The organism is Humidesulfovibrio idahonensis (assembly GCF_054657715.1).
The window spans coordinates 1,971,822-1,992,681 of record NZ_BAAHYE010000003.1; the positions used below are offsets into that span (position 1 = coordinate 1,971,822).

29 protein-coding genes and 2 other RNA genes are annotated in these 20,860 nt (G+C 66.5%); all 31 read right to left on the reverse strand.

What is annotated here, in order from left to right; all coding sequences use genetic code 11:
- Nucleotides 1-48: 48 nt before the first annotated feature.
- Nucleotides 49-1,473 carry a phage tail sheath subtilisin-like domain-containing protein gene (locus ACYQ4W_RS15105; RefSeq protein ID WP_459858289.1) on the reverse strand — a complete coding sequence of 475 codons (1,425 nt, stop codon included), beginning with the start codon at nucleotides 1,471-1,473 and terminating at the stop codon, nucleotides 49-51.
- A 10-nt stretch (nucleotides 1,474-1,483) separates the two neighbouring features.
- Nucleotides 1,484-1,693 carry a DUF2635 domain-containing protein gene (locus tag ACYQ4W_RS15110; RefSeq protein WP_459851440.1) on the reverse strand — a complete coding sequence of 70 codons (210 nt, stop codon included), beginning with the start codon at nucleotides 1,691-1,693 and terminating at the stop codon, nucleotides 1,484-1,486.
- A gap of 10 nt (nucleotides 1,694-1,703) precedes the next feature.
- A complete protein-coding gene (locus tag ACYQ4W_RS15115) occupies nucleotides 1,704-2,324 on the reverse strand; it encodes a DUF1834 family protein (protein WP_459858291.1) in 621 nt (206 codons plus the stop codon).
- The gene (locus tag ACYQ4W_RS15120) at nucleotides 2,324-2,764 is read right to left on the reverse strand and encodes a gp436 family protein (RefSeq protein WP_459851436.1); all 441 of its coding nucleotides are present in this window, start codon (nucleotides 2,762-2,764) and stop codon (nucleotides 2,324-2,326) included. Before ACYQ4W_RS15120 ends, ACYQ4W_RS15115 begins: the two co-directional genes overlap by 1 nt.
- Nucleotides 2,764-3,045 carry an HI1506-related protein gene (locus tag ACYQ4W_RS15125; protein WP_459858293.1) on the reverse strand — a complete coding sequence of 94 codons (282 nt, stop codon included), beginning with the start codon at nucleotides 3,043-3,045 and terminating at the stop codon, nucleotides 2,764-2,766. The genes ACYQ4W_RS15120 and ACYQ4W_RS15125 overlap by 1 nt, the downstream gene beginning before the upstream one ends.
- A gap of 12 nt (nucleotides 3,046-3,057) precedes the next feature.
- On the reverse strand, nucleotides 3,058-3,963 hold the full coding sequence (locus ACYQ4W_RS15130) for a Mu-like prophage major head subunit gpT family protein (protein WP_459851433.1): 906 nt from the start codon (nucleotides 3,961-3,963) through the stop codon (nucleotides 3,058-3,060).
- Between the two features lies 1 nt (nucleotide 3,964).
- Nucleotides 3,965-5,143, reverse strand: coding sequence for a phage protease (locus ACYQ4W_RS15135; RefSeq protein ID WP_459858295.1), 1,179 nt, complete (start codon nucleotides 5,141-5,143; stop codon nucleotides 3,965-3,967).
- Nucleotides 5,144-5,205: 62 nt separating this feature from the next.
- Nucleotides 5,206-5,505 (reverse strand): hypothetical protein, encoded by a 300-nt coding sequence (locus ACYQ4W_RS15140; RefSeq protein WP_459858297.1) that lies wholly within the window; start codon nucleotides 5,503-5,505, stop codon nucleotides 5,206-5,208.
- 72 nt (nucleotides 5,506-5,577) lie between these two features.
- Nucleotides 5,578-6,162 (reverse strand): phage virion morphogenesis protein, encoded by a 585-nt coding sequence (locus ACYQ4W_RS15145; protein ID WP_459858299.1) that lies wholly within the window; start codon nucleotides 6,160-6,162, stop codon nucleotides 5,578-5,580.
- 106 nt (nucleotides 6,163-6,268) lie between these two features.
- The gene (locus tag ACYQ4W_RS15150) at nucleotides 6,269-7,621 is read right to left on the reverse strand and encodes a phage head morphogenesis protein (protein ID WP_459858301.1); all 1,353 of its coding nucleotides are present in this window, start codon (nucleotides 7,619-7,621) and stop codon (nucleotides 6,269-6,271) included.
- Nucleotides 7,606-7,875, reverse strand: a complete 270-nt coding sequence (locus tag ACYQ4W_RS15155; RefSeq protein ID WP_459858303.1) for a hypothetical protein — start codon at nucleotides 7,873-7,875, stop codon at nucleotides 7,606-7,608. The genes ACYQ4W_RS15150 and ACYQ4W_RS15155 overlap by 16 nt, the downstream gene beginning before the upstream one ends.
- On the reverse strand, nucleotides 7,876-9,504 hold the full coding sequence (locus tag ACYQ4W_RS15160; RefSeq protein ID WP_459858305.1) for a DUF935 domain-containing protein: 1,629 nt from the start codon (nucleotides 9,502-9,504) through the stop codon (nucleotides 7,876-7,878).
- Nucleotides 9,488-11,152: a phage terminase large subunit gene (terL, locus tag ACYQ4W_RS15165; protein ID WP_459858307.1), complete on the reverse strand. Its 1,665-nt coding sequence runs from the start codon at nucleotides 11,150-11,152 to the stop codon at nucleotides 9,488-9,490. Before terL ends, ACYQ4W_RS15160 begins: the two co-directional genes overlap by 17 nt.
- A gap of 9 nt (nucleotides 11,153-11,161) precedes the next feature.
- A complete protein-coding gene (locus ACYQ4W_RS15170; protein ID WP_459851418.1) occupies nucleotides 11,162-11,656 on the reverse strand; it encodes a DUF1804 family protein in 495 nt (164 codons plus the stop codon).
- A 3-nt stretch (nucleotides 11,657-11,659) separates the two neighbouring features.
- On the reverse strand, nucleotides 11,660-12,007 hold the full coding sequence (locus ACYQ4W_RS15175) for a VpaChn25_0724 family phage protein (protein WP_459858309.1): 348 nt from the start codon (nucleotides 12,005-12,007) through the stop codon (nucleotides 11,660-11,662).
- Nucleotides 12,004-12,387, reverse strand: coding sequence for a DUF2730 family protein (locus ACYQ4W_RS15180; protein ID WP_459858311.1), 384 nt, complete (start codon nucleotides 12,385-12,387; stop codon nucleotides 12,004-12,006). Before ACYQ4W_RS15180 ends, ACYQ4W_RS15175 begins: the two co-directional genes overlap by 4 nt.
- Nucleotides 12,387-12,992, reverse strand: a complete 606-nt coding sequence (locus ACYQ4W_RS15185) for a hypothetical protein (RefSeq protein WP_459858313.1) — start codon at nucleotides 12,990-12,992, stop codon at nucleotides 12,387-12,389. Before ACYQ4W_RS15185 ends, ACYQ4W_RS15180 begins: the two co-directional genes overlap by 1 nt.
- Complete coding sequence (locus ACYQ4W_RS15190; RefSeq protein WP_459858315.1) at nucleotides 12,989-13,579, reverse strand: transglycosylase SLT domain-containing protein; 591 nt, start codon at nucleotides 13,577-13,579, stop codon at nucleotides 12,989-12,991. The genes ACYQ4W_RS15185 and ACYQ4W_RS15190 overlap by 4 nt, the downstream gene beginning before the upstream one ends.
- A gap of 147 nt (nucleotides 13,580-13,726) precedes the next feature.
- Nucleotides 13,727-14,098 carry a putative holin gene (locus ACYQ4W_RS15195; RefSeq protein ID WP_459858317.1) on the reverse strand — a complete coding sequence of 124 codons (372 nt, stop codon included), beginning with the start codon at nucleotides 14,096-14,098 and terminating at the stop codon, nucleotides 13,727-13,729.
- 110 nt (nucleotides 14,099-14,208) lie between these two features.
- The gene (locus ACYQ4W_RS15200) at nucleotides 14,209-14,541 is read right to left on the reverse strand and encodes a hypothetical protein (RefSeq protein WP_459858319.1); all 333 of its coding nucleotides are present in this window, start codon (nucleotides 14,539-14,541) and stop codon (nucleotides 14,209-14,211) included.
- Between the two features lie 208 nt (nucleotides 14,542-14,749).
- Nucleotides 14,750-15,232, reverse strand: coding sequence for a hypothetical protein (locus ACYQ4W_RS15205; RefSeq protein WP_459858321.1), 483 nt, complete (start codon nucleotides 15,230-15,232; stop codon nucleotides 14,750-14,752).
- A 34-nt stretch (nucleotides 15,233-15,266) separates the two neighbouring features.
- An RNA gene (locus ACYQ4W_RS15210) (hammerhead ribozyme type II) lies at nucleotides 15,267-15,331 on the reverse strand.
- A 3-nt stretch (nucleotides 15,332-15,334) separates the two neighbouring features.
- Nucleotides 15,335-15,799: a Mor transcription activator family protein gene (locus ACYQ4W_RS15215; protein WP_459858323.1), complete on the reverse strand. Its 465-nt coding sequence runs from the start codon at nucleotides 15,797-15,799 to the stop codon at nucleotides 15,335-15,337.
- Nucleotides 15,796-16,233, reverse strand: coding sequence for a gp16 family protein (locus ACYQ4W_RS15220; protein ID WP_459851395.1), 438 nt, complete (start codon nucleotides 16,231-16,233; stop codon nucleotides 15,796-15,798). The genes ACYQ4W_RS15215 and ACYQ4W_RS15220 overlap by 4 nt, the downstream gene beginning before the upstream one ends.
- A 13-nt stretch (nucleotides 16,234-16,246) precedes the next feature.
- Nucleotides 16,247-16,322, reverse strand: an RNA gene (locus ACYQ4W_RS15225) — hammerhead ribozyme type II.
- A 3-nt stretch (nucleotides 16,323-16,325) separates the two neighbouring features.
- On the reverse strand, nucleotides 16,326-16,841 hold the full coding sequence (locus ACYQ4W_RS15230; RefSeq protein ID WP_459858325.1) for a host-nuclease inhibitor Gam family protein: 516 nt from the start codon (nucleotides 16,839-16,841) through the stop codon (nucleotides 16,326-16,328).
- 17 nt (nucleotides 16,842-16,858) lie between these two features.
- Nucleotides 16,859-17,056 (reverse strand): hypothetical protein, encoded by a 198-nt coding sequence (locus tag ACYQ4W_RS15235; RefSeq protein ID WP_459851391.1) that lies wholly within the window; start codon nucleotides 17,054-17,056, stop codon nucleotides 16,859-16,861.
- Complete coding sequence (locus ACYQ4W_RS15240; RefSeq protein WP_459858327.1) at nucleotides 17,053-17,376, reverse strand: LacI family transcriptional regulator; 324 nt, start codon at nucleotides 17,374-17,376, stop codon at nucleotides 17,053-17,055. Before ACYQ4W_RS15240 ends, ACYQ4W_RS15235 begins: the two co-directional genes overlap by 4 nt.
- Complete coding sequence (locus ACYQ4W_RS15245; RefSeq protein WP_459858329.1) at nucleotides 17,369-17,950, reverse strand: winged helix-turn-helix domain-containing protein; 582 nt, start codon at nucleotides 17,948-17,950, stop codon at nucleotides 17,369-17,371. Before ACYQ4W_RS15245 ends, ACYQ4W_RS15240 begins: the two co-directional genes overlap by 8 nt.
- The gene (locus ACYQ4W_RS15250; RefSeq protein WP_459851385.1) at nucleotides 17,950-18,696 is read right to left on the reverse strand and encodes an AAA family ATPase; all 747 of its coding nucleotides are present in this window, start codon (nucleotides 18,694-18,696) and stop codon (nucleotides 17,950-17,952) included. The genes ACYQ4W_RS15245 and ACYQ4W_RS15250 overlap by 1 nt, the downstream gene beginning before the upstream one ends.
- Before the next feature lie 22 nt (nucleotides 18,697-18,718).
- Nucleotides 18,719-20,674, reverse strand: coding sequence for a transposase (locus ACYQ4W_RS15255; RefSeq protein ID WP_459858331.1), 1,956 nt, complete (start codon nucleotides 20,672-20,674; stop codon nucleotides 18,719-18,721).
- Between the last annotated feature and the right edge of the window lie 186 nt (nucleotides 20,675-20,860).

A 20,860-nucleotide genomic window follows, 5' to 3' on the forward strand; every position in this document is an offset into this window, starting at 1 on the left:
GATGGCCTCCGTTAGCGTTTGGTGTTGGGCGTTAGAGCCGCAAAGGCTCTACAGCAGAAGGTCGATGCGGCCCGCGAACACGTGCAGGCCGTTCACCACGTCCGTGGGAATCTTGGCGTCCAGGCGGTTCACGTCCTGAAGGTCGCGCTCGCAAATGACGCCGTCTTTGTTGGCCTCCACCTCCTCCACAATCTCCAGCTCCTCCAGCTTGAAGAGCACGTCCAGAATCTCGCCGCGCACGGCGGGCGGGGTGCGGCTGGAAAGTTTGGAGCGGGGGAAGCGCAACACGACGCGCTCGCGCACGGCCTTGCGCACGTAGTCCATGGTGAGGATGGTGGTGAGGTCCAGCAGGGCCACGTCATCCACGCCTTCCGCGTTAACGGTGTAGGTGGTGATGGCGCGCACAATCTGCACGCTGGTGCCGTCCGGCCCCACCTCAAGCGGGGTCACGCCGTTGTGCAGCAACACCTCCTGCTCGGTGCGTGTGAGCCGGTCGGCCACGTCCGGCACGTCGATGCCGGTCAGCGCCAGGGTGTTCAGCGGCCGGGCCGGGTCTTCTTCCGACGCGACGACCGCGCCGTAAGCGGCGGCGATCTCCCAGGGCAGGCGGCGCGCGCCGCGCAAAAGCGCCCCGCTAATGCGGCCGTGGTTCACGCTGCCCGCAAGGGTGGTGGCGCTGGCCAGGGTTCCGGCAAGGGCGTAAACGGCCACGGCCCCGCGCTGTTCCAGCGGGCCGCCCGTGAACTCCAGGTGCGTGCGCAGGGCCACCAGGTTGTCCACGTCCGAGTACGGGGTGATGATGATGTTGTGCCCGGCACCCGCCACGGCGGCCAAGGCGGCGGTGACGGACGGGTCCGTCTGGCCGCCGGTCATGGCGGTGACGGCTCCGGCTAAGCCGGGCGCCGTGCTGGCGAAGGCCAGCTTGATGCTGTTGCCCAGGCTGCCCTTGTGCTTGGCGGTGATGGTGAGCGCCCCGGCGTTGGCGGCCAGCGCCACGGGCAGGTCCGGCTGCTGCGCGGCCTGGGCCACGATTTCGGCCGCGATCTCGGCGGCGGTGTCGCCGGATTCCACGGCCACCTGCACGGCATCCTTGCCCACGGTGAGGGTGGCCACGCCCGTGCCGCTGGCCGGGCCGGTGAGCGCCAATCCTCCGGTGGCGACAACGCCCGCCGCCGCGTCATCCACGGCCAGGCAGGTCAGCGAGACGTAGGCGTTGGCGTTGATGGCCGCGCGGACCATGCGGTGCAGCATGCTGCCCTGGCCAAAGTAGGTCGCGGCCTCGGCGTCGCTGAACACCCGCGTGGGCGTGAGCGCCCCCACGCTGCCGCCAGCCAGGCGCTGGCCAAGGATGAGCACCTCTTGCGCATTTGTGGGCAGGGTGCGCACCGCAAGCTTGGTGTTGAACTCAATGTACTTGCCCGGCTTGCGGATGCTGCCGGGGATGCTGTCAAAACTGATGTTCTTGCTGGCCATGGGTTCCTCCTTATTCCGGGGCCTGGACGGGGGCCGTGGTTGCCGCCGTGGTTTTGGACTTGGCGGCCGGAGTCGCCGGAGCCTTCACCAGGTCGCCCTCGTCCAGGCGGCGCAGGTAGTAGGCGGTTTCGGGTACTTCCACGGCGGCAGCCTCGGTGATGTACTGGCGGGGCTTGCCTTCCTTGGGCACAAGCAAGCCGGGTGCGGCAGTCACAAGCATGGGGTCTCCTTTATTCCGAGCCCTCGGCCCGGCCCTGTTGCAGGGTGATGAGGTCCACGGCGTCGGCGTTGCCGTCGTCGGGCAGCAGGTAGTAACGCAGGCCGATGCTGGACATCGGCGGCAGTGTCGCGGGCTGGCCGGTTGCGTCCAGGGGCGCGCCCGTGCCGCGCTCGGTCACGCGGTAGTCGTATTTCGTGTGCAACTCCTGGGCGTAGACGCTCACGCCCAGGCCCTTAAAGCGGGCATTGGTGAGGCTTTGCGTTCTGCCGGGCCGAAGGTTGTCGATCTCCAAACCGAAGTCCTGCCCGACCAAAAGCGCCCGCACGTCCTTCAGCATCTGGTAGGTGCCCACCTGCACCTTGTCGCCGCGCCTGGTGGCGGCCTCGTTGCGCAGGTTGCGCGCGGCCACAAACACCACCCACGTGGCCGGGATGCGGTACACGCTCTTGACGGTGTTCAGCGGCACGCCCTCGCCCTCGGACTTGAAGGCCGTCCACACGGCGGGAAAGCGCCGCACGGCCTCGCCCAGCTCCTCGTCCAGCTCGCCGCCATAGGTGGCCAGAGTGCGCAGGTAGGGCAGCTTGGCCCCGGCGATGCGCGCCAGGATGGCGTCTTCGATGATGGCCAGCATTACGCGGCCCCTTCAGGAGTGCGCGCGAAGGCCCGACGGCCGGTGTTGAACTCCACGCCGCCCTCGCCTCCGGCGGAAACGGTGGCCACGCCGGGCAGCACGGCCCGGCCAGCGGCAACGTCCTTCAGCCAGGTGACGGCCGCCTTGTAGCGGTCGGCGATGGGCGTGGTCTCCGTGGTCTCGCCGCCGGAGAGCCGGTAGCGGGCGATGTCGCACACCACGGCCGCAAGGGCCTGGGGCACGCTTGCCAGCGGCAGGGGGTAGCGGGCCGCAAGATAGGTGTCCGCCTCGCTGGAGGCCCTTTCCAGAGCCCCCAGCGCGACGGTGCTGTCCACCGTGCCGAGGTTGTCGGCATCCGTGCGCTCCTCGCGGTCGGTCAGGGCTATTACCTCCTGCATGCCGTACGCCGCGATGAGGTCAGGAACGGTGGCGTAAGCCATTACTTGCCGCCCTCCTTAGCGGTGGACTTGGCCGGGGCCTTGGCCTCTTCCTTGGTCCCTTCCTTGGCATTGGCTTCGGCCTTGGCCTGGGGCGCCGTGGGCATCACCTCCTCGGTGATTTCCACCACGAGCATGGGCTCGGCCTGAAGCGCCGCCAGCTGCTCGGGGGTCAGCTCGTCCTCGGTCAGGTTCGTGGGCACGGTGCCGAAGCACAGGCCAGCACGGCAGAAGCGGCCGCCGATGGCGTTGGGCTGGGCATTGATGCGGATGATGCGGGCCATGCACGGACCTCCCTACGCCAGCCAAGGCGTCACCAGGGGGTCAACCACGCCCTGGTTGATGTTGTCCTGGCCGTTGGCCAGGCGGGTGCTCTTGGTGATCTCCAGAATCTTTTCACGCAGGCTGGGCGCGCCCACCAGCAGCGTCGGCTTGACGCCCAGCGGGCGGCCGCCGTCGCCCTTGAAGCTGCACATGGCGGCATAGGCGGCGTTGAAGTTGGCGGCGGTCAGCTCGGCCTTGCTCATGTACGCCAGCTGCCAGAAGCCGAAGCCCACGTTGCAGCGGTAGCGCACGCCGAAACGGTAGGTGTCCGTGTTGAACACCTGCTCGTCCTTGGCGTCGGTCATGCTGGTCAGCTCGGGCTTGGTGCGTTCCTGAAAGATGAAGGGCTTGAGCACACGGGAACAGTCCAGCAGGAACCACGGCGCACTGGTGCCGTCCTGGTAGTTGGACACGGTTTCGGCCACGCCGGTGCCGTCGACGTTGGGGAAGACCGGGTGGTCGGTGTCGAAGAAGAACTGGCCGTCAAAGCAGAGCGTGGAGAGCCCAGCCTTCAAGAGGGCGAACACCAGCTCGTCCGGGTGCGTCTTGGCGGCCATACCCATTTCGCCGAACAGCGGCTTGTACACGCCCACCTCATCGTCCTCGATGTCGGTGCGCTCCACTTCCACAGTGCTTTCAAACTTCTTGTTGGTGATGGAATAGCCGTGGGCGGCCATGGCCTTCACGACGCGAGGGCCGACCCATTCAATGAGCCTGGGGAACTTGCCCAGCCAGCCGTAGGTGTTGCTCTTGCTGCTGGACGGAACCAGCGTGGCCACGTCGGCCCAGCTGGACGGGGTCTCGCCGAACACGCGCTGGTATTCGGCCTTGTAGGCGGTGAACAGCGCCGCGATGAGCGCGGGGGTGACGATTGCCATATTAGTTGGCCTCCTTGGCTTTCTTGAACTCTTCAGGCGTCATGCCGCACATGTCGGCGGCGTATGCTTCCTCGGTCGAAAGCGCGGCCGTGCTGGAGCCGCCCGCCGGGGGCTGGCCGCCGGGCAGGCCCGCGGTCTGCATGGTGGTGAGCGCGGCCACGGGCGCGGCCGAGTCGAGGAAGGCGGTCAGCGCGGCCTCGTCCTTGGCCCCCAGGCTGCGCGCCCAAGGCTCCAGGCTGGCGGTCAGGCGGCCGTCGGCCAGGGCGGCCTGCACAAGCGCGTCCACCTTGGACTCCTGCGCGCCAACGGCCAGCTGCGCCACCTGGGCTTTCAGCGTCGCGTTGGCGCTTTGCAGGCTGGCCAGGGCGGCCACCGGCACGAACTTGGCCGGGTCCGGGGTCGCCACCTGGCTGGTCAGGCTGGCAATGTTCTCGTCCTTGCCTTTGAGCAGGGCCAGCAGGTCCACGCTTGCGGCTGCGGCGTCGCCTTCCGTGAGCATGGTCTTGAGCTTGTCCAGCTCTGCCTTGATCTCTTCCGGCCCGGCGGTAATGGGCAGGTTGAGCATCCAGCGCAGACGTTCCAAAAGTTCGTCCATGTGGTCCTCCGTTGCGGTTGCGGTAGTGGTTGAAGGAAACAGCGCGGCCAGGGCCACGGCGTCCATGCCGTCCAGGGCCGGGTTGTTGGTGAGCGCGACGCTCAAGATTTCGAGCACCGCGCCGGTGGCTATGTCGAAGCGGAAGACGGGGGAAATGTAGCGGTATTCGTCGGACGAGATGTGCTCGCGGGCGCGGGCGGTCCAGCTCACGGCGGCGAAGAGGCCCCGGCCGGGCACGTAGCTGACGGCGGTTATCCACCCGGAGGAGGGCGCGGGCTGGCCGTTTTGCTTGGCCAGCAGCAGCTGGTGCTCATAGTCCACGGGCAGCTGGGACGCGCGCGCCTCCACCTTGGCGGTCACGGCGGCGGCAATGTCCGCGTCCATGCGCCAGGCGGTGAGCGCGCCCTCGGTAGTGCTGGCCGGGCGGCCGTCACGCGCGGCAAAGCTGCCGTCAGGGAAGAGCTGGGCGTTCATGCCCGGCGGCATGTCCTCTGCCGAAACGCCAACAGCCAAGGCCACGCCCCCCGAAAGGGGCATGGTCAGGGAGGCGACGTTCTGTGTGGGGTCGGAGTGCTTGCGCTTCATGCCACCGGTTTTACGGTGGCAAGGGGGTGCGAGACAGGAGGAAAGGGTTCAGTAGGCGGGGGCTAGTCCTGGCGTGGCTGGTTTAGGTAGCCGACAAAGGTTTCCAGCGTATCGTCCACATCATCTGCATCACAGAGTTCAGACATACCCCAACGCAACGCGGCGAAGAGTTCCTGTGGGGAGGAACACTCCCTGGTTGATGGAAACGCCCGGTCCATCAAAGAGGATTTGGAAACATCCACCTGGGCGCGTCCATCACCGCTGCTGCTGGCGACAAGTTTCCCCCGGTGGAAGTAATCCAATTCCCGCTTATCACTCGCATGCAGAAAGCGAGTCAGTATCTCCTCGGTGCTTTTATCCATGGCGTCTCCTTCTTAGTGGCCCTGAAATGGCGTTAGCACCCCGTTAGAACTTCCGCAACGCTCCAAACCGCCCTAGGCCCCAGCAAGCGCCCGTCGCACGGCCCTACGCACGCTCTCCTCAATTTCCGCCCTCTCCGGCGCGCCAACGCCCAGGAAGGGGCGGGCCGGAATATCGCCCCAGGGCAAGGGCATGGTGCCGCCCTGGGCGCGGCCGGAGAGCCAGCCGCCCACAGTTGCCCCGCCGCGCGCCGTGTAGTTGCGCGTGTTGCTGCGGCTGCCGGAACGCGCCCCACGCTTGGCGGTGCCAAAGGAGCCCTTAGCCGCGCCCTCCTGGTGCGTGCGGGCATACACCTTGTTCGTGCCCACAAGGGCGTGGTGCGGGCCGTGCTCGGTTTGGATGCTGGCGGCCAGCTGGCCAGTGACCTGGAGAATGGAGCCGGTGTGCCCGGCCTTGGCGCGGCGGGCCAAGGTGACGGGGGAAAGCGGGTGCCACTTCTCGCCCGTGGCCGGGTCCACTTCGTCCTTGAAGGCCCGGTCAACGCCGCCCTTCATAATCTCCGCCAGGTCGCGCGTCAGCGGCGTCATGTTGCGCCCCAGCTCCGCCAGGCGCGTGAGGCCCTTGTTCAGGCTATCTATGTTGACTTCGATGTCGATCATTCGTATGTACTCGCTAGACCCTGTGGGCGTACCCGAAGCTGGTAGTAATCGGGCGGGGGGAGGGAAACCTCCTCGCGGTATGCGGTGCAAGTCCGCCCCCACAGGGTTATTTTTTTGCCCATAGCCTTTTGTACTGCGCTTGCCCGCCAAGCGGCATGTCCGAAGGCAACACCTCCATCACATTCACCACGGCGTCGAAGCGCCCCAGCTTGGCCAGGCCCTTGGCGTCCTTGGGACGCATGGGCACGTCCACCACGATTTTGAGCACCTTGCCGGATTCCTTGGCCGGGCACACGTAGACCAGGTTGGCGTTGTCGGCGTCCCACAAAATGGACGTGGCCTCGTCCATAAGCTGCGGCAGGCGCAGCAGGTCCTCTTGCGCCGGGGCCGTGCCCATGCGGGCGTGCTTCGGGCTGTCCGCGTGCAGCATGCGCTTGGCGCTGGCCGTCACCACCTGCACGGGCTCGCCGCCTGCCTCGGCAACGGCCTGGGCCACCTCGCCCCGCATGAAATGCACCACCTGGGCTTGGGCCGTGCCGCCGCGCCTGGTGTCCAGCACGCCGCGCGCGAAGTTCTCCCAGGCCGTTTGCCGGGCCGGGTTGCCGTTCAAGGCCTGCACAGCCTGGGCGCGCAGGCTGGTGTCCTGCACCAGGGAAAGCCGCCGGGCGGCTTCCATGTCCAGGCCATAGGCCGCCGCGCCGGGGTTGTAGCTAAAGCCGGGGTCGGTCCAAACCGTGGGCGCGTCCAGGGCCGGGCCGATTTTGTAGCCCGTGACCTGGCGCGTGGTGGCCTCGCCCGTGCGGCGGTCCACCAGGTCAACATTGCGCTGCACCATGCGGCCCTCGCCCGTCTCCGGCGTCACGCCCTCGCGCTCCAGCCCCATGTCTGAAAGGGCCTGCACGCGGCAGCGGCAGCCCCAGCCGTTGGGCGGGTAGTGCGAGCCCCAAAAGGCGTCGTCATGGCGGAAGGTGCGGCCGTTCAAGAGCCGGTGCGCCGGGCGCGTGCGCTGGTCCAGCACGGCCACGTAGCGCCACCAGGGGCGGTTGTCCGCGTTCTCCAGCATTTGCTTGTAGCGCCCGGCCATGTACGCGGTCTGCATGTTCTGGCGATAGATGAGCTTCAGCCTGGCCGGGCTGCCCATTTGCACCTGGCGTTCCTTGCCGTCCGCGCCCACTTCCGTGCGCTTGCCCCACCAGCCCTTGGCCCGCAGCACGGGCTCCAGGTCTTTGGCAAACATCTTCTGCGTTCGGCCCTCGGCCAGGGCTCGTTTCACCGCGCCCCGAATGTCCTCCAGCACGTCCAGGCGGGCCACGCTGGTGACGGTGAACGCCTTGGCCTGCGCCCCCTGCCACACCTCTTTCCAGTCAAAGGTGATCTGCGCGCCCTTGGATTCCAGGTAGCTGATTGCGTCCTTGGGCGGCAGGCCCATGGCAAAGGAAAGGCTTAGAGCTTCAGGCATATTTTCTCCGCCTCCGCAAGCACGGCTTCGGCCCTCTTCCACGCGCGTTGTTCTTCTGCCCACAGCTTCTCGGCCCGTTTCCAATCTCGCGCCTGGCGGGCTTTCTGGCCCTCCTCCCCCAAGCACCGTGCCTTGGCCACAATGGTCTCCCAACGTTCCCAAAGCATGTCCCATTGTGTCGGTCCACGAAACACGTGCCTTCGGAACAGCCTGATCAACTCTTCTTTGGTGAGGTCCTCAAGCTCCAGCTTCATCTATTCCCCCCCGGCCTCGGCCGCAGCCGACACGCGGCCCCACACCTCGGACACGAACATGGCGCGGGCCAGCAGCTCCTCCATGTCGCGGGTCTCCATGCGCGGGTAGTGGCTGGCCAGCGCGGCCAGCAGCTCGTCCGGCGTCTTGCCGTCCTTCAGCTCCGCCACCAGGCTGCCCGTCAGTTGCTCCATAATGCGTTGCAGCGTGGCTTCCGGCACGTTGGCCGCGTCCAGGGCGTCCTGGTCGGGGAAGCGCGCCGCGCCTTCTTCACCGGCCGTTAACGCGGCAGTGGCGGCGGGCGGCGTTAACGGAGGCTTTGCGCCCGCGTTTTGCGCCTGGCCCAGGTTCGGGCGCAGTATGGGTTCGTCACCCTCGGGCAGGGGAATGCCCGCCTTTTCGTGCGCCCAGGCCTCGGGGATGCGCATGCACTCGGAAAGCTTGGGCAGGGCCTCGGCCAATTCGGTCAGGTCCGCCGGGTCGGAGGTGTCGAACATGAAATAGGGCAACAGCGCCGGGTCAGAAACGCCCACGTTCAGCACGGCAAGCGGCATGAGCAGCTGCTGGGTTATGGTGCTGGCGATCTGCCGGGCGTCGCTGGCCATGATGTCGCGGCGCACGTCGTCGTGGATTTTGCCCAGGGCGTTGGTGCTGCTCTTGCCGTCCGCCTGGCTGGTGAGCGTGCCGCCCAAAATGGCCTTGCTCTGCCCGCGTTCGCAGTGGTTCAGCATGGCCTCAAAGGGCTTTTCGCTGCCCTTGGCCGCCTCCTTGAAATCAATGACCATGCCCTGGGGGATGATGCCCGCCGCGTCGTGGCCGATGGCTTGGATGGCGCGCTTCAGGGCGGCCTTGTCATCCTTGGTGGCCGTGGCCGGGTACGTGCCCACGCGCAAGGGCAGCCCGTGGATCTCCAAGAACTCGGCGAAGTCGCCGCGCGCATAGCCCTTGAGCAGGTAGGTCCACACCAGCACGCGGAACAGGCCGGAGCGCGGCAGCAAGCCGGACTTGCTGCGGTGGCGGTGCAGCACCCAGCCCAGGGGCAAAAGCGGCAGGCCTTCCATGCTGCCGTCGCGCAGGCGCAAGGTGTTGCCGTCGCCGCCGAAGGGCGTCGGCCAAAGCTGGAACCATGTCTGCGGCCGATGGTGCAGGCACACGGGCACATGGACGCGGCCGTCAAAGCCCCACTCAATTTCCAGGGCCGCGAAGCCGTAGCCGATGGCGTCGGCCAGGTCGAGGACCATGTCCTCAAAGTCGGGGATGGAGTCGAATTGCTCGCGCACGGCCTCGGCCACGGCGGCGGCGCGCTTGTCCGGGTTCTTGGGCGTGCCCTTGCCCTTGCCGGGAACGATGTTCCATTGCAGGCCCAAAAGCGCCCGGCGGCGCTTGGAAAGCTCGGCGTGGACATGCTCGTCCCGGTCCTCAATCTCCGCAAAGAGGCGGCACTGGTCCACAATATCCCCGGCATCCGCGTTGGCCAGAATCTGGTTGAGCTTGCGCGGCGTCAGGCCGCCCACCAGGCTGGCCAGGTACTCGCTGCGCAGCAAGGCCAGGGCCTCGCTCTGCATCGTTTCGGCCGGACCGTTGCGCAGTCCGCCCCAGCTCGCCTTCAGCCGATCAATAATCGTCGTCATCTTCATCATCCATCTCCTCGGAGCCGCTCCAAAGGTTGCGCGTGTTGATGCCGCCGTGCTTGGGCACGGGGTCGAAGGCCATGGTCACAAAGCCGCCCACGGCTATCTCCCACAGCATGTGCGTTGCGTCCGGGCCGTCGTCATGGTCGGCCAGGGGGAAGTTGCGGAACTGCTCAATGAGCGTGTTCTGCGAGGGGTGCAGGCGGATGCGGCCTTGCGCGAAATAGGGCTGCAAGCTTTCGATGCGCAGGGCCTTGTCCGCAATGGGCGTGACGGCCTGGGCGGGTATGACCATGCCCCGCACCATGGCGCGGCGTATCAGCTCCGTGCGCAGGAACTCCTGAAACTGCACGGCCTCCACGGCCCACAGCATGCAGCGGTATTGCGCGTGCATGGCCAGCACGTCCTCTATGATGCGGTCGGGCAGGCGCTTGCGTATGCTGGCCTCCACCACGTCCAGGGTCATGGTGTCGCGGCACCAGCCGCCCACCAGAATGGCCGAGGGGTCGCGGCTCTTGCCCAGCTTGCCGAGGCTCGGGTCCACCGCGCCGAAGAACGTCCAATCGTGCCGCACGTCCACCCAAAAGGTGATGACCTTGAACGGGGCATCGTCGCCGCTGCCGGGGGCGTTCTGCTGCTCGCTGTCAAAGGCGTCGTGTCCGTCGCGGGCGCGCTTGGTCATAAGGCTGTACAGCGGCCGGGCGGATGGCCAGGAAACGGTGGCGCCGAGTTCCATGTCCGCCAGGTGCTCGCCGTAATACGCCAGGGCGGCTTCCTCGCCGCTGTTCAAAAGCGTTTCCTCCCAGGCGTCCCACAGGTCCATGCGGTCCGGCCAGTTGAGGATGGCCCGGAAGCTCTTGTGCCGCCACAGGGGGGCCTTCAGCAGGCGCGAAAGCACGGAGTCGTGGTGCAGAATGGTGCCGATGACGAACACGTCCATAGTGTCGCCGGCTTCGCCCAGGGAAAGCACGGTGCGGCGCAGCCACTTCTCCAGCTTGTCGCGCTGTTCCGGGCTCTTCACGTTCTCGTCGTTCTCCAGGTCGTCGCAAATAACCAGGTCCGGGCGGTGCGGGCCGTGGCGCAGGCCGCGCATGCGCTTGTTCGCGCCAAAGGCCTGTATCTTCACCTGGCCCTTGGTGATGATGACGCCCGCGTTCCACACGCGCCCCTGGCCGGTGTGGTCGGGGAAGTCCAGCGCCAGGCGCGGGTTTGCCTCCAGCTCGGCCTTGACGGCCTCCAACTGGGCGGCGGCCTGCTCGAAGGCGTCGGCGATCTCCAGCATGTACCGCTTGCGCCCGGTTACGGCGCACCAGATGACGAATTGCAGGCCCACCACCGTGGACTTGGCCTCGCCGCGCGGGGCGGCCACGCCCAGGCGCTGGCCTGCGGGCAGGTCCACCAGGCGGGGCAGGTTCTCGTCCAGCCAGGTGTGCAGAACGCTATCGCCGTACTTGGTGTAGTGCGGGAAGTAGGTGCGGCGGAAGAACGCGAAGTCGTTTTGCGCCTGCTCTTTGCGTTCTTTCGACGCCTTGGGGTCCGGCGCGAAGCCGGAGCACTCGGCCTCTATCTGCTGGCGCAGGGAGGTGGCCAGCTTGGCCAGCTCCTCCAAAAAGTTCTTTTGGCCGAACCGGGCGCTCGTCTTGGCCATGGTGTGCTCCTAATCCTTGGACAGTTCGTCGCCGAAGGGCTCCAGAATCTCCACAAAGGCGGCGGCATGCTGGGGGAAGTTCGCGCGGATGAAATCGGACAGGCGGTTGATGACGGAAAGCGCCGTGGCCAGCTTGTTCGTCTCGGGCAGCACCTTGCGGCTGGCCGCCACGGTTTTGTTGAAGCTGTCCGCCAGGCTGGCCAGCATATCCACCTTGGCTGCCGCGCCCAGGTTGGCGTCGCCGTTGATGAGGTCCATAAGGGATTTGTGCTGCACCACGTAGTCGGCCAGCATCTGCCGGGCCACGTTCTCCATGCCCTCGCCCGCCAGCAGGTTGGCTGCGCGCAGCTTGTCCCAATCCTCGCCCGTGGCCCGCGCTTGGCGCTTCCAGCGCGCCGCCGTGCTGTGCGGCACGTCCACCTTGTCCGCCGCCGTTTCCAGGGGCAGGCGGTCGAACACATACGCCTGGCGCAAGGCCTGGCGCTTCTCGTCCTTGTGGGCCATGGCCTACGCCCCCATTTTCCCGCGTATCAGGTTCAGGCCCAGGCTCATCATGTCGTTAACGCCCGGCTCGGGCCGTTTAACGCCCGGCGTCACCGTGCGGCCGGTGGCCACGTCCGCCCCGCGCGGGGTGAGGTGCGCCACGGTCATGTCCGCCACGGCGTCCAGGTTCACCAGGGCCTGTTCGGACAACCAGGCCAGTTCCGTGGCCAGCTGGTCCGCGCTCATGGCGTGGCCCACGGCCTCCAGGCCAGGCCGCAGCACAAAGGCGTTCAAGCTGTATTCCGGCGCGCATGCGAGCAGGCGCAGGATGACCAGGCGGCGGTCCTCGGACAAAAGTTTGGCAAAATTCATTTGTCACCCCGCACATGGTGCTCAAGCAACAGGTTGAGCGGCCGCTCGATGCGCTGCATCAACTCGGCCTGGCCCTGCACCGTGGCCATGACGGCCTTGATGCTGCCCTCGATCTCCGCCAGCTGTACGGCCATTGCCTGCACCTCGGCGGCATCGGGCAGGGCCTGTTGCGCCTGTTCAAGCCGCGCCTGCTCTTGCTTCAGCTTGGCTTGCTCTTGCTCAAGCTTGGTGTGCTTTTCAGCTGCGGCCTTGCATTGCTTCTCGCAGTGGGTGCCGGAAACGAACTGTTTACGCAGACTCCACAGCGCCCAGGCCAACAGGCCTTGGAAGACGAGCAGCAGCAGGGAGGCTGCATTGAAAGCCATGTTCCACCAATCCATTACCGGGCCTCCTCGGTCAGCAGTTTGAGCAGTTTGTCGCGTTGGTCGGCCGTGTCCTGGCACCACTTGCCGTAGTCGGTCGCGTGGGTGAGCAGGTCCGCCGGGCTTGCCTCTACGGATGCGCCGCCGCGTACCCCGGCGTCAGCGGCGCGGGCGGTGGCGTTGTCTGCCGCAAGGCCGCCGGAACCGGCGGGCGCTGGCACTCCACCGGCACCGAGACCGAGGGCTCGGTTGTACGTGCGCAGGAAATCAGGGCCGAAAGAGCAAGCAGCAAGGCCAGCCGTCGCATGGGGTATCTCCTTCAAAATGAGGGTTCGGGTATCGGCCAGGCGCAGCTGGGCGGCCTGGTGTTCCGTGGCCAGCTGGTCCGCGCGCTGGGTGGCCAGCACGTAGCGGTCCAGCGCCTTGGCCTTGCTTTCGGCCCAGGCGTCCGCCTGCGCCTTGCGCAACTCGGCAAGGGCCTTGTCGCCTTTGTCCGTGGCCGTGGTGTAGCCGTGGCGATAGCCGCCCCAGCCGCAGGCCAGGCAGAGCAGGAGCACGAGCAGCGCCGCGCCGAGGCCAAGCGCCAGCTTGGTGGCGGGTTTTGTGAGGTCAAGGTCGATCATTGGGGCACCTCGCAAAGGATACCCGGCCCCCACACCAGGTACTTGGGTTGACGCCGGAACAGGATTCCGTAGGGGTACTTTCGGTTCTCGCTGATTGCGGCCAGGCTACGCCCGGCGTTGACGGTCTCCACGCTGTTCCACCAACGGGCGGGGTCCAGCCCCAGGCGCTTGGCAAGCTCCTGGTCGCGCCACACCCAGCCGAGGCCGCCGTTGTAAGCGGACAGGGCCATGGCCCAGGCGTCGCAAGGGGTGGCGGCGCGCACGCGGCGCAGGTTGGCCAGGTCGTAGGCCACCAAGGCGCGGATGGCCCAGCCTGGGTTGGTGGGCTCGGCCGGGCCGAGGTCCGGCCGGGTGCGGCCCATGTCACGCGCCGTGGCGGGCATAAACTGCCCCAGACCGCGCGCGCCCACGGGGCTTACGGCCTGCGGGTTCCAGCCGCTCTCTTGCTCCAGCTGCGCCGCGAACACGGCCACCGGGGCATTGATCCCGGCCTCCACGCGCGCGGCGCGGATGACCACCGAGCGGTATTGCTGGGCGGCGGCCGGAATGGGCTCGGCGTGGGCATAGCCGAGCCACGAAAGCACCATGACAACCGCGAGGGTAAAACCAACGCCGATCCAGAAGCCCGTAGCTATCCTGTGCGCGACAAAGCAAAGGACCTTGCCTGCGAACAGCAGCGCAGAATCTGGGATGTTCCGAAGAAGAGCGACCAGCCAACGACGCATGCCCGCCTCCTACAGCGCCAGGGCCACGGCCAGCATGCAAGCGCACATGATGGCCGCGCGGCGCGCGCAGGCAATGAGGAACGGCAGCTCGCCGCCGAGGGCAAAGCCGAAGTCCACTCGGTCATCCTCGAAGTTGTCCACATCGCGCCAGTCAACGCGCAGATAGCCGGAGGGCTTGGCGTAAGGGAACGCGGCCACGTCGAGCAGGTAGCCGAGGACGCCGCCCCCGGCCACATCACCGAGCTTGTAGATAAGTACCGGGGCCTGGTGCGGGGCGATGGCCACCACGGCGAGGATAAGCACAGTGGCCAGGATGCTGGGCAGGGTCATGCGCGGCGACTTGCGGCGCAACCAATCGGTGAGAGACTTGATCTTGTTCACGGAGGGGCCTCCTTTGGTGTTCAGGAGGCGAAAAAGACCGCCCCCACGTGCCGCCTATCCTAGGCGGCAAATGGGGGCGGAACAGATGGAAGGGGTTCAGTAGGCGGGGGCTACTTCGAGAAAATTTCGACGGTGCGTCCAACACCCCACAGGGCAAGAACGGCCAGCGCGCCGTATGTACCATAGACGTATTTCATGGCCGCAGCCGTAACGGGCTGTCCTTTCATGGCCTTTCGCGCCTCGGGGATAGCGAAAAATGGAGCGATGACCAACACGCTAAAAATACCCACCTTGCCGGTGGCGGAGTAAGCATACTCAATGCCAAAGATGCCCAGCAACGTGAGCCCGACGAAGAGGCAAAGCGCCCCGTACCACGGGTAGCGCCGCGCCACGGCGATGCACAGCCCAGCGACTGCCCCAATAGAGATTGCTTCCACAAACATGGCATCCTCCTCATTTGCTCAAGGATCTGTTTTTGTCACAGCCTGGCTCGCGGGACAAGCCCTTGCGGGTGTCGAAAGTCATCTCATGTACCCCTTGAGAATCTTGGACAACAGGGCTTTTTGTTCGGCCAGGCCGCAGCCTCGCCATGATCGCGCCAGATATAGTTGCCGACGGTCAGCACGTCGAAGAAGACCAGCGCGCGCCAGATCATCGGGCAATCTCCTTGCCGAAGCGGTCCAAAAGCACGAGCTCGTCACAGCACACCAGTTGCTTGCCGAGCCGCAAGTCCTCAATCAGCACGCGCCACTGGCCGTCCACCCAGAGGAATGGGTCGCTGCGAAGCCGGAACTGACGGGCGCTGAGCTGCGGTCCGTACCAGCGCACCCAATCTTTGGCTTTGAACTTCGGGGCGGGCCGCTCCAGCGCCTCCAGCCAGCCGGGTTCCGTCAGCCCCTTAGAGACAAGCTGCCCCAGGGCTTCGGGGGTGATAAACGTGTACTTCTGACCGCCGATGCTGAACCACTTCTCGCGCCGTTTACCGCTCTCCCAGGTGTACTCGCAGAGTCGATACAGCCCGAGGTCCGCCCCGTGCTGGTCCGGCCACTGCTCGGCAGGGAACACGTCGAAATTCCGCGTTTTGCCCCGGAACCGGAGCAAAACAGACCCCTTTTTTTTACGCTTTTCTGCCATGGTTCCGGGGCAAAAGCCCCCCTCCTTATTTTGTCTGTGGCTGCTCATCAGGCCGAGGCAACCACGCCCCGGCGACCGCCCGTGTGGGCGGTTTCGCTTGGGCTATCCCAGCAGCCGCAGCTGCCCCGTCCCGCCCACGTTCAAGGTGGGCACGGGCGTTTGCTTCAGGATGTCGAAGATGCGGCGGTCGCACAGGCTATTGGCGCGCGCCAGGCGCTGCACAGCCTGGTTGCCGCTCATGGTCTGAATGAGCCGGTCATACTCGCGGCAAATGGCCGTATCGCGCACGCGGCGCAGGGCATCCGCGCACCGGGGAATGTACAGGTCCGTGCTGCCGTAGCGCCGCACCAGCACCTCCGCCGCCGCCGGGCCTATGACGTGGGCCAAGGTGTTAAAGCGCAGCTCGCCCTGTTTGGTTTCGCGCTTGGGCACCGGGAACGTGGTCCCGCCCAGGGCGTCCACCAGGCGCATGGCTTGGCGCAAGCCAATGGCCGCTGCCAGCTCCCGCGCCATGACGGGCAGCTGCTCAAGCTCAAGCTGCGCAAACGACGGGTTGTCGGTATTCATGCGGGCACCTCCTGTTCCTTTTGCGCGCGGCGCTTGGCGTCCTTCACCAACGCGGCCACAATGCCGCGCAGCTGCTCGGCCTTGGCCCATTCCAGACGCTCCACCTTGTACATGCGCGCGGCCATGCCCACGGCGTAGGCCCAGGGCCGCCCGGCATCGGCCAGAAGCGCGCCGATCTTGTCCAGCAAGGGCGCGGTGCCCGGCGTGGCGCGGGGCGTGGGCTTTTTGCGGGCCGGACGCGGGTCCTCGTCCACCCAGCCCTTTTTGCGTAAGGCGGTGATGACCAGGACCAGTTGCTTCTCCGTGAGTTTTCCGGCCGAGCGTTGGCCGGTCAGTGCCTCCAGCATGTCGCGGTAGGCGTCATCCTCCAGGCCCAGGGCCTTGGCGGCGATATGCACCTTGGCTAGCAAGCTGCGGCGGGATTCGGTTTTCATACGGGCTCCATGTGTTTGGCTGCTCATCAGGCCGGGGCAACCACGCCCCGGCGACCGCGCCCAGCCCATTGGCCGGGGCGGTTTCGCTTGGTTCACGCGGCCTTGCTGGCGATCTCTTCTTGCTTGGGTTCGATGAAGAACTCGTCCGTGCTTTCGCGCCGCACGCCCACGGTCTCCAGGCGGGTGTCCGGCCAGCCGCGCAGCTCGTCCTTGTCCACTTCCAGCTTGGTGCGGATGCCTTCGGAAAGGCCCAGGTCCTGAAGGCGCTTCAGCACCATGGCCCAGGTGTGTTTGGCCAAAAGGCGCAGGCTGGTGGCCTTGCGAAAGCCGATGACGCCGAAGGTCAAGTCCAGGCTGCGCTTGGCGCCGAACAGCTCGTCCTTCTTGAGCGTGCCGAACACGGCCAGGGCGTCCTCCAGGCGCTTGCGCGAGGCGGTGAGGGGCTCCAGCTGGAGCTTCGCCGCCGCCTTCAGCTGGTCAATCTGCTCGTTCAGGCCCTGTTCGATGAGGGCCTGCTCGCGGGTGATCTCGGCCAGCTTGCGCAGGGCTTCGTCGGCCTGGGGCAGGTCGCCGATGATGAGGGGCTGGGGCTTGGTTCTGGTGGCCATATTGCTGTTCTCCTTGCCTACGCAGCCGCAGGCGTTGCGCTGCACTCCTCGCCGGTTCCGGCGATGGGCAGCAGGGTTTCCAGATTCTTCACGTCCTCGGCGGCGGCATCCAACACGATGCAGGCCTGGCGGATGACTTCCGACTCTTCCTGGGTGACATGCTGGCGCAGGTCATCCAACACATTGGCCACGTTGGAAATTGACTCGTGAATCATGCGGCGTGCTCCTCGCGGTTGGGGTTGTTGGGGCAGGTCAGACAGGCGCGCCATTGTCGCAGGGCGGCGGGGCTTGAGGTGGGCACCGGGCCGCAGAACTTGCGGCAATGGTCCGGCGTCACGCTCTTGCCCGTGTGCGGGCAATCCAAGCGGGCGTAGCGCTCCAATATCCGGGCGGCCATGCGGTCGGTTTTGCCGGGGTACTTGCCGAGCAACAGCAGGCTAACGGCCGGGCGGCTAACGCCCAGCTCCTCCGCGACGGCGGCCTTGCTGGATTCCGCCACGGCCTCGGACAAGAGCGTCAGCCAATCCTTAGTCATGGCTGGCCTCCGCTACATCGGTCAGGGGGTAGACCGTGCCCGTGTTGCCGTCCGTCACGGTGTGCCGCTTGGGATTCCAGGTTGGGGAACAGGGGCCGGTGTTGCGCACCAACAGCCAGCGGACCTCTCTCTGGTTTTGTCCGCCGCGCCGGGGCAGTTCGACCAGGTAGCCCGCCGTGGTGAGGGCGCGCAGATAATGCGCCAGTGCGTGGCGGGTTTTGCACTCGGCTTCCGGGTCGCTGCAAAGCAGCGTCAGCATGTCGTCAAGGCACGCCTTTTGGCGGATGCGCAGCACGCGCCAGGCGCGGGCAGGCAAGGCGTCCTTGAAACGTTCCGGGCAAGTGCCCTTGCGTGGACCGGTGAGGAGGTCCGCACCGCCGCCCACCAAAGCCGAGCGCCCGGCCTCGGTCAGGCCATGCACGCCGTTCTCGCTGGTAATGAGCCCCCGGCTGGCCAGAGTTTTACAGGCCGAGCGGATGCGGTCCTTGGCGATGCCCGTAGCCCGCGCCAGCTCAAAGGTGAGCATCTGCTCGGCCTCCAGAAGCCGCAGGATTTCCAGACCGCGCCAGGCCATTACGCCGCCCTCTTGGCCTTGCCGACCACGCGCGGGCGGCGCGCCTGCCAGTCGTGGGTGATGCTCATGCCTTCCACGGCGGCCATGTCCACAGCCTCCAGGCCGTTCATCTTGCCCACGCGCTCCACGGTGGCGATGGCGTTCATCACCTCGCGCATGCGGCCGTTGCTCTGGCGGTGGATCTCGGCCACCAGGTCCGGGGCTATGCGCACCTCGGAAAGCTGCTGGCAGGTAAGCGCCACGTCCTCCAGGCTGGCGGGCGAAAACTCCACCACCTGGGCGATGCGGCTGGAAATCTGCTGGTGCCGGGCGATGTTGCGCTGGATAGCCTCCATGCCCACCAGCACCACCATGGTTTCGGTGCGGTCGCTGAAGTCGCGTATCTTCTCCAGCACGGCCGCGTGGTCCTTCAACGTGGCCTCGGCTTCGTCGATGACCAGCGGGATTTGCTGGGTGGCGATGACCGCCAGCATGCGGTTGAACAGCTGTTCGCTGGTGCCGCGCGGGTCAACGGCCAGGGCCTTGGCCAGCTCCACAAGGAAGTAGCGCGGGGTCCAGTCGATGTTGGCGCGCAGGAACACCGCGCCAGCGTCCACGGCCCAGCTGGTCAGCACCTCGCTTTTGCCCAGGCCGGGCTGGCCATGCACCAGCATCATTCCGGCCTCGGCCGCGCCACGGTTCTCCACGGCGGCCACGCCAGCGGCGAAGCGCTCGTAGTTGGATGTCCGCACAAACAGCTTTCTCATGTGTTGCCTCCGTTAGTTTCGGTCAAACGCTCGGGGTCTCTAACGCCGGGAAAAGTTGCACCGGGGCGAGGCCCAGGCCCTCGTACTCGAAGCGCTCGCGCAACAGCGCGTATTCGCCTCCTTTCGCGTACTCGGCCAGCCAGGCGCGGTCCGCGTCGGTCCACAGGGCCGGGTGGCGCAGAAGCCAGCGGTACTTGTCCGTGGACAGGTGAAAAATGGGGCGCTTTTCGGCCGCTTCGCGGGCGGGCTTGGGGGCGGCATCCTGCTCGGCCTGGGCCATGACCGTGCGGATGCGCTCCAGCTCGGCGCTTGTGGGGGCGGCTGGTTCTGGTTCCGGCTGGGCGGTAATGGTGATGCACTGGCGGCTGCTCAAGCTGTCCGCCATTATGGCCGGGGCGTCCGCAGGCGCGGTGAGGGTTGCGCCTGGGGCAATGCGCTGGGCCTTTTGTTCCAGGCGCTTCAACTGGGCGCGCTCGCGGTTGGCCCGCGCTTCCTCAATGCGGGAAATGGGGAAGTAGTCCATGGCGTTGGCGTCAAGCTTGGCCGTGCAAAGCTTCTCGCCCGCTTCGGTCCAGACCGTGACGTAAGAGGCGTCCCAAATGTCGTAGCGCACCTGCACAATGTCATCATGGTGGGCGGCCAGCTCGTGGGCGAAGTAGTCGCGGTTCCACAGGCGCACCATGCCGTTCTTCACCTTGCGAACCGTGGCGGGCATGAACAGGTCGTCGCGCAGGTCATCGGGCACGCGGTACGGCTCGAACATGCCCGCAAAGCTCTCCCAGGATTCGTTGGGGCTCATGTGGCGGCGCTTGCCAGCCGCATGGTCCTCAATGGTCGGCAGGCCACGGTGCGGGCTGGCGTTGTACTCCTCAACGCGGGCGAGGAGCACTTGCTTGAAGGTCTCGAATGTGGGCAAAAGTGACGAGCGCCCGTGCTTTTTCAGCTGGGCGCGGGTGATCTTGTAGACGTTTTGCTTGGCGTCGCCGTCCATGTCCGCGTGGGTGCAGGTGGCCAGCTGCTTTGAGGCGGGCACGCAGATTGTCTTGACCGCGCGCTCCATGAGGCCCTTGCCCTGCGGACGGCCGGGAATGGCGTTGCAAATTTCAATGCCCAGGCGCTCCAGCATGCCCACGCCGGGCTTGGTCAGCAGGTCCGCCGTGTAGCCGGGGCCGTTGTCGGTGTAGAGCATGGCCGGAATGCCGCCAAAGAGGCAGGCCATGCGCAGGGCGTCCAGGGTGGCGGCGGCGCTTTCGGCCAGGGCCACGGAGAGCCCGACGCACCGGCGCGTGCAAACGTCGAGGAAGAGCACCACCTCGGGCTTGAAGGGCCGCCCGGTTTCCGGGTGGGCTATCTCGGCGTCAAAGGTGGTTCCGTCGGCCGTGTACACGTCGCAGGGCAGCAGCTTGTCCGTCTTGCGCTTCATGTGCGGCTTGAGGTGCAAAAGGGCGTTGCCCGTCTTGCGCCCGGCCAGCAAGTCCGGCTTGGCCACCTTGGCCAGGAAGCGGCGCACGGCGTCCAGGGACGGCGCGCGGCTGGGCTGCTCGGCCTGCCAGGCGCGGACGAAATCGCGGTGCGCCTCGGCCAAGCTGGGGTTTTGCGGGCGCTGGTAAAAGGAGAGGAAAAGCGGTGCCCAGGCGGGCACGCCCATGTTCTTGTGCGGGTTGCGCGGCGCAAGCGCCAGCTCGCCACCCTCGGCATAGAGCGCACACCATTCGTACAGACGGCGGCGCGAAAGGCCGCGCCCCGCGCCCGCGCCGTACTTGGCGTTGGCCACGGGGATGAGCTGCGCCAGGCGCTCGCCCAAAGTTTCGGCCTGGGCGGCCTGCACCAGGTGGCGGACGGCCGACTCCTTGCCGGTGATGGCGCTCAAGCGCAGGGTCTCGCGGACGAAGGCCAGCCGGGCCAGCACCGTGGCGCGGCACTGTTCCGTCATGTGGGCAAGGGAAGCCGCGCCAGCAACGGGGGAGGGCTTGGCCAAGGCGGAGGCCTGCACCGGCTGCGCGCCCTGTTCGGCAAGCTGCGCGGCGATGATGGCATCGCAAACCGACTTGGGTAAGGTTGCTAACGGGAAAAGCTTCCCTCTTCCGCGTCCTTCGCTCCGCTCAAAAGGCCAGGCCTCGGCGTCCGCCCGCATTCGGATGGCACGATCTGTCATGGCCAGGGC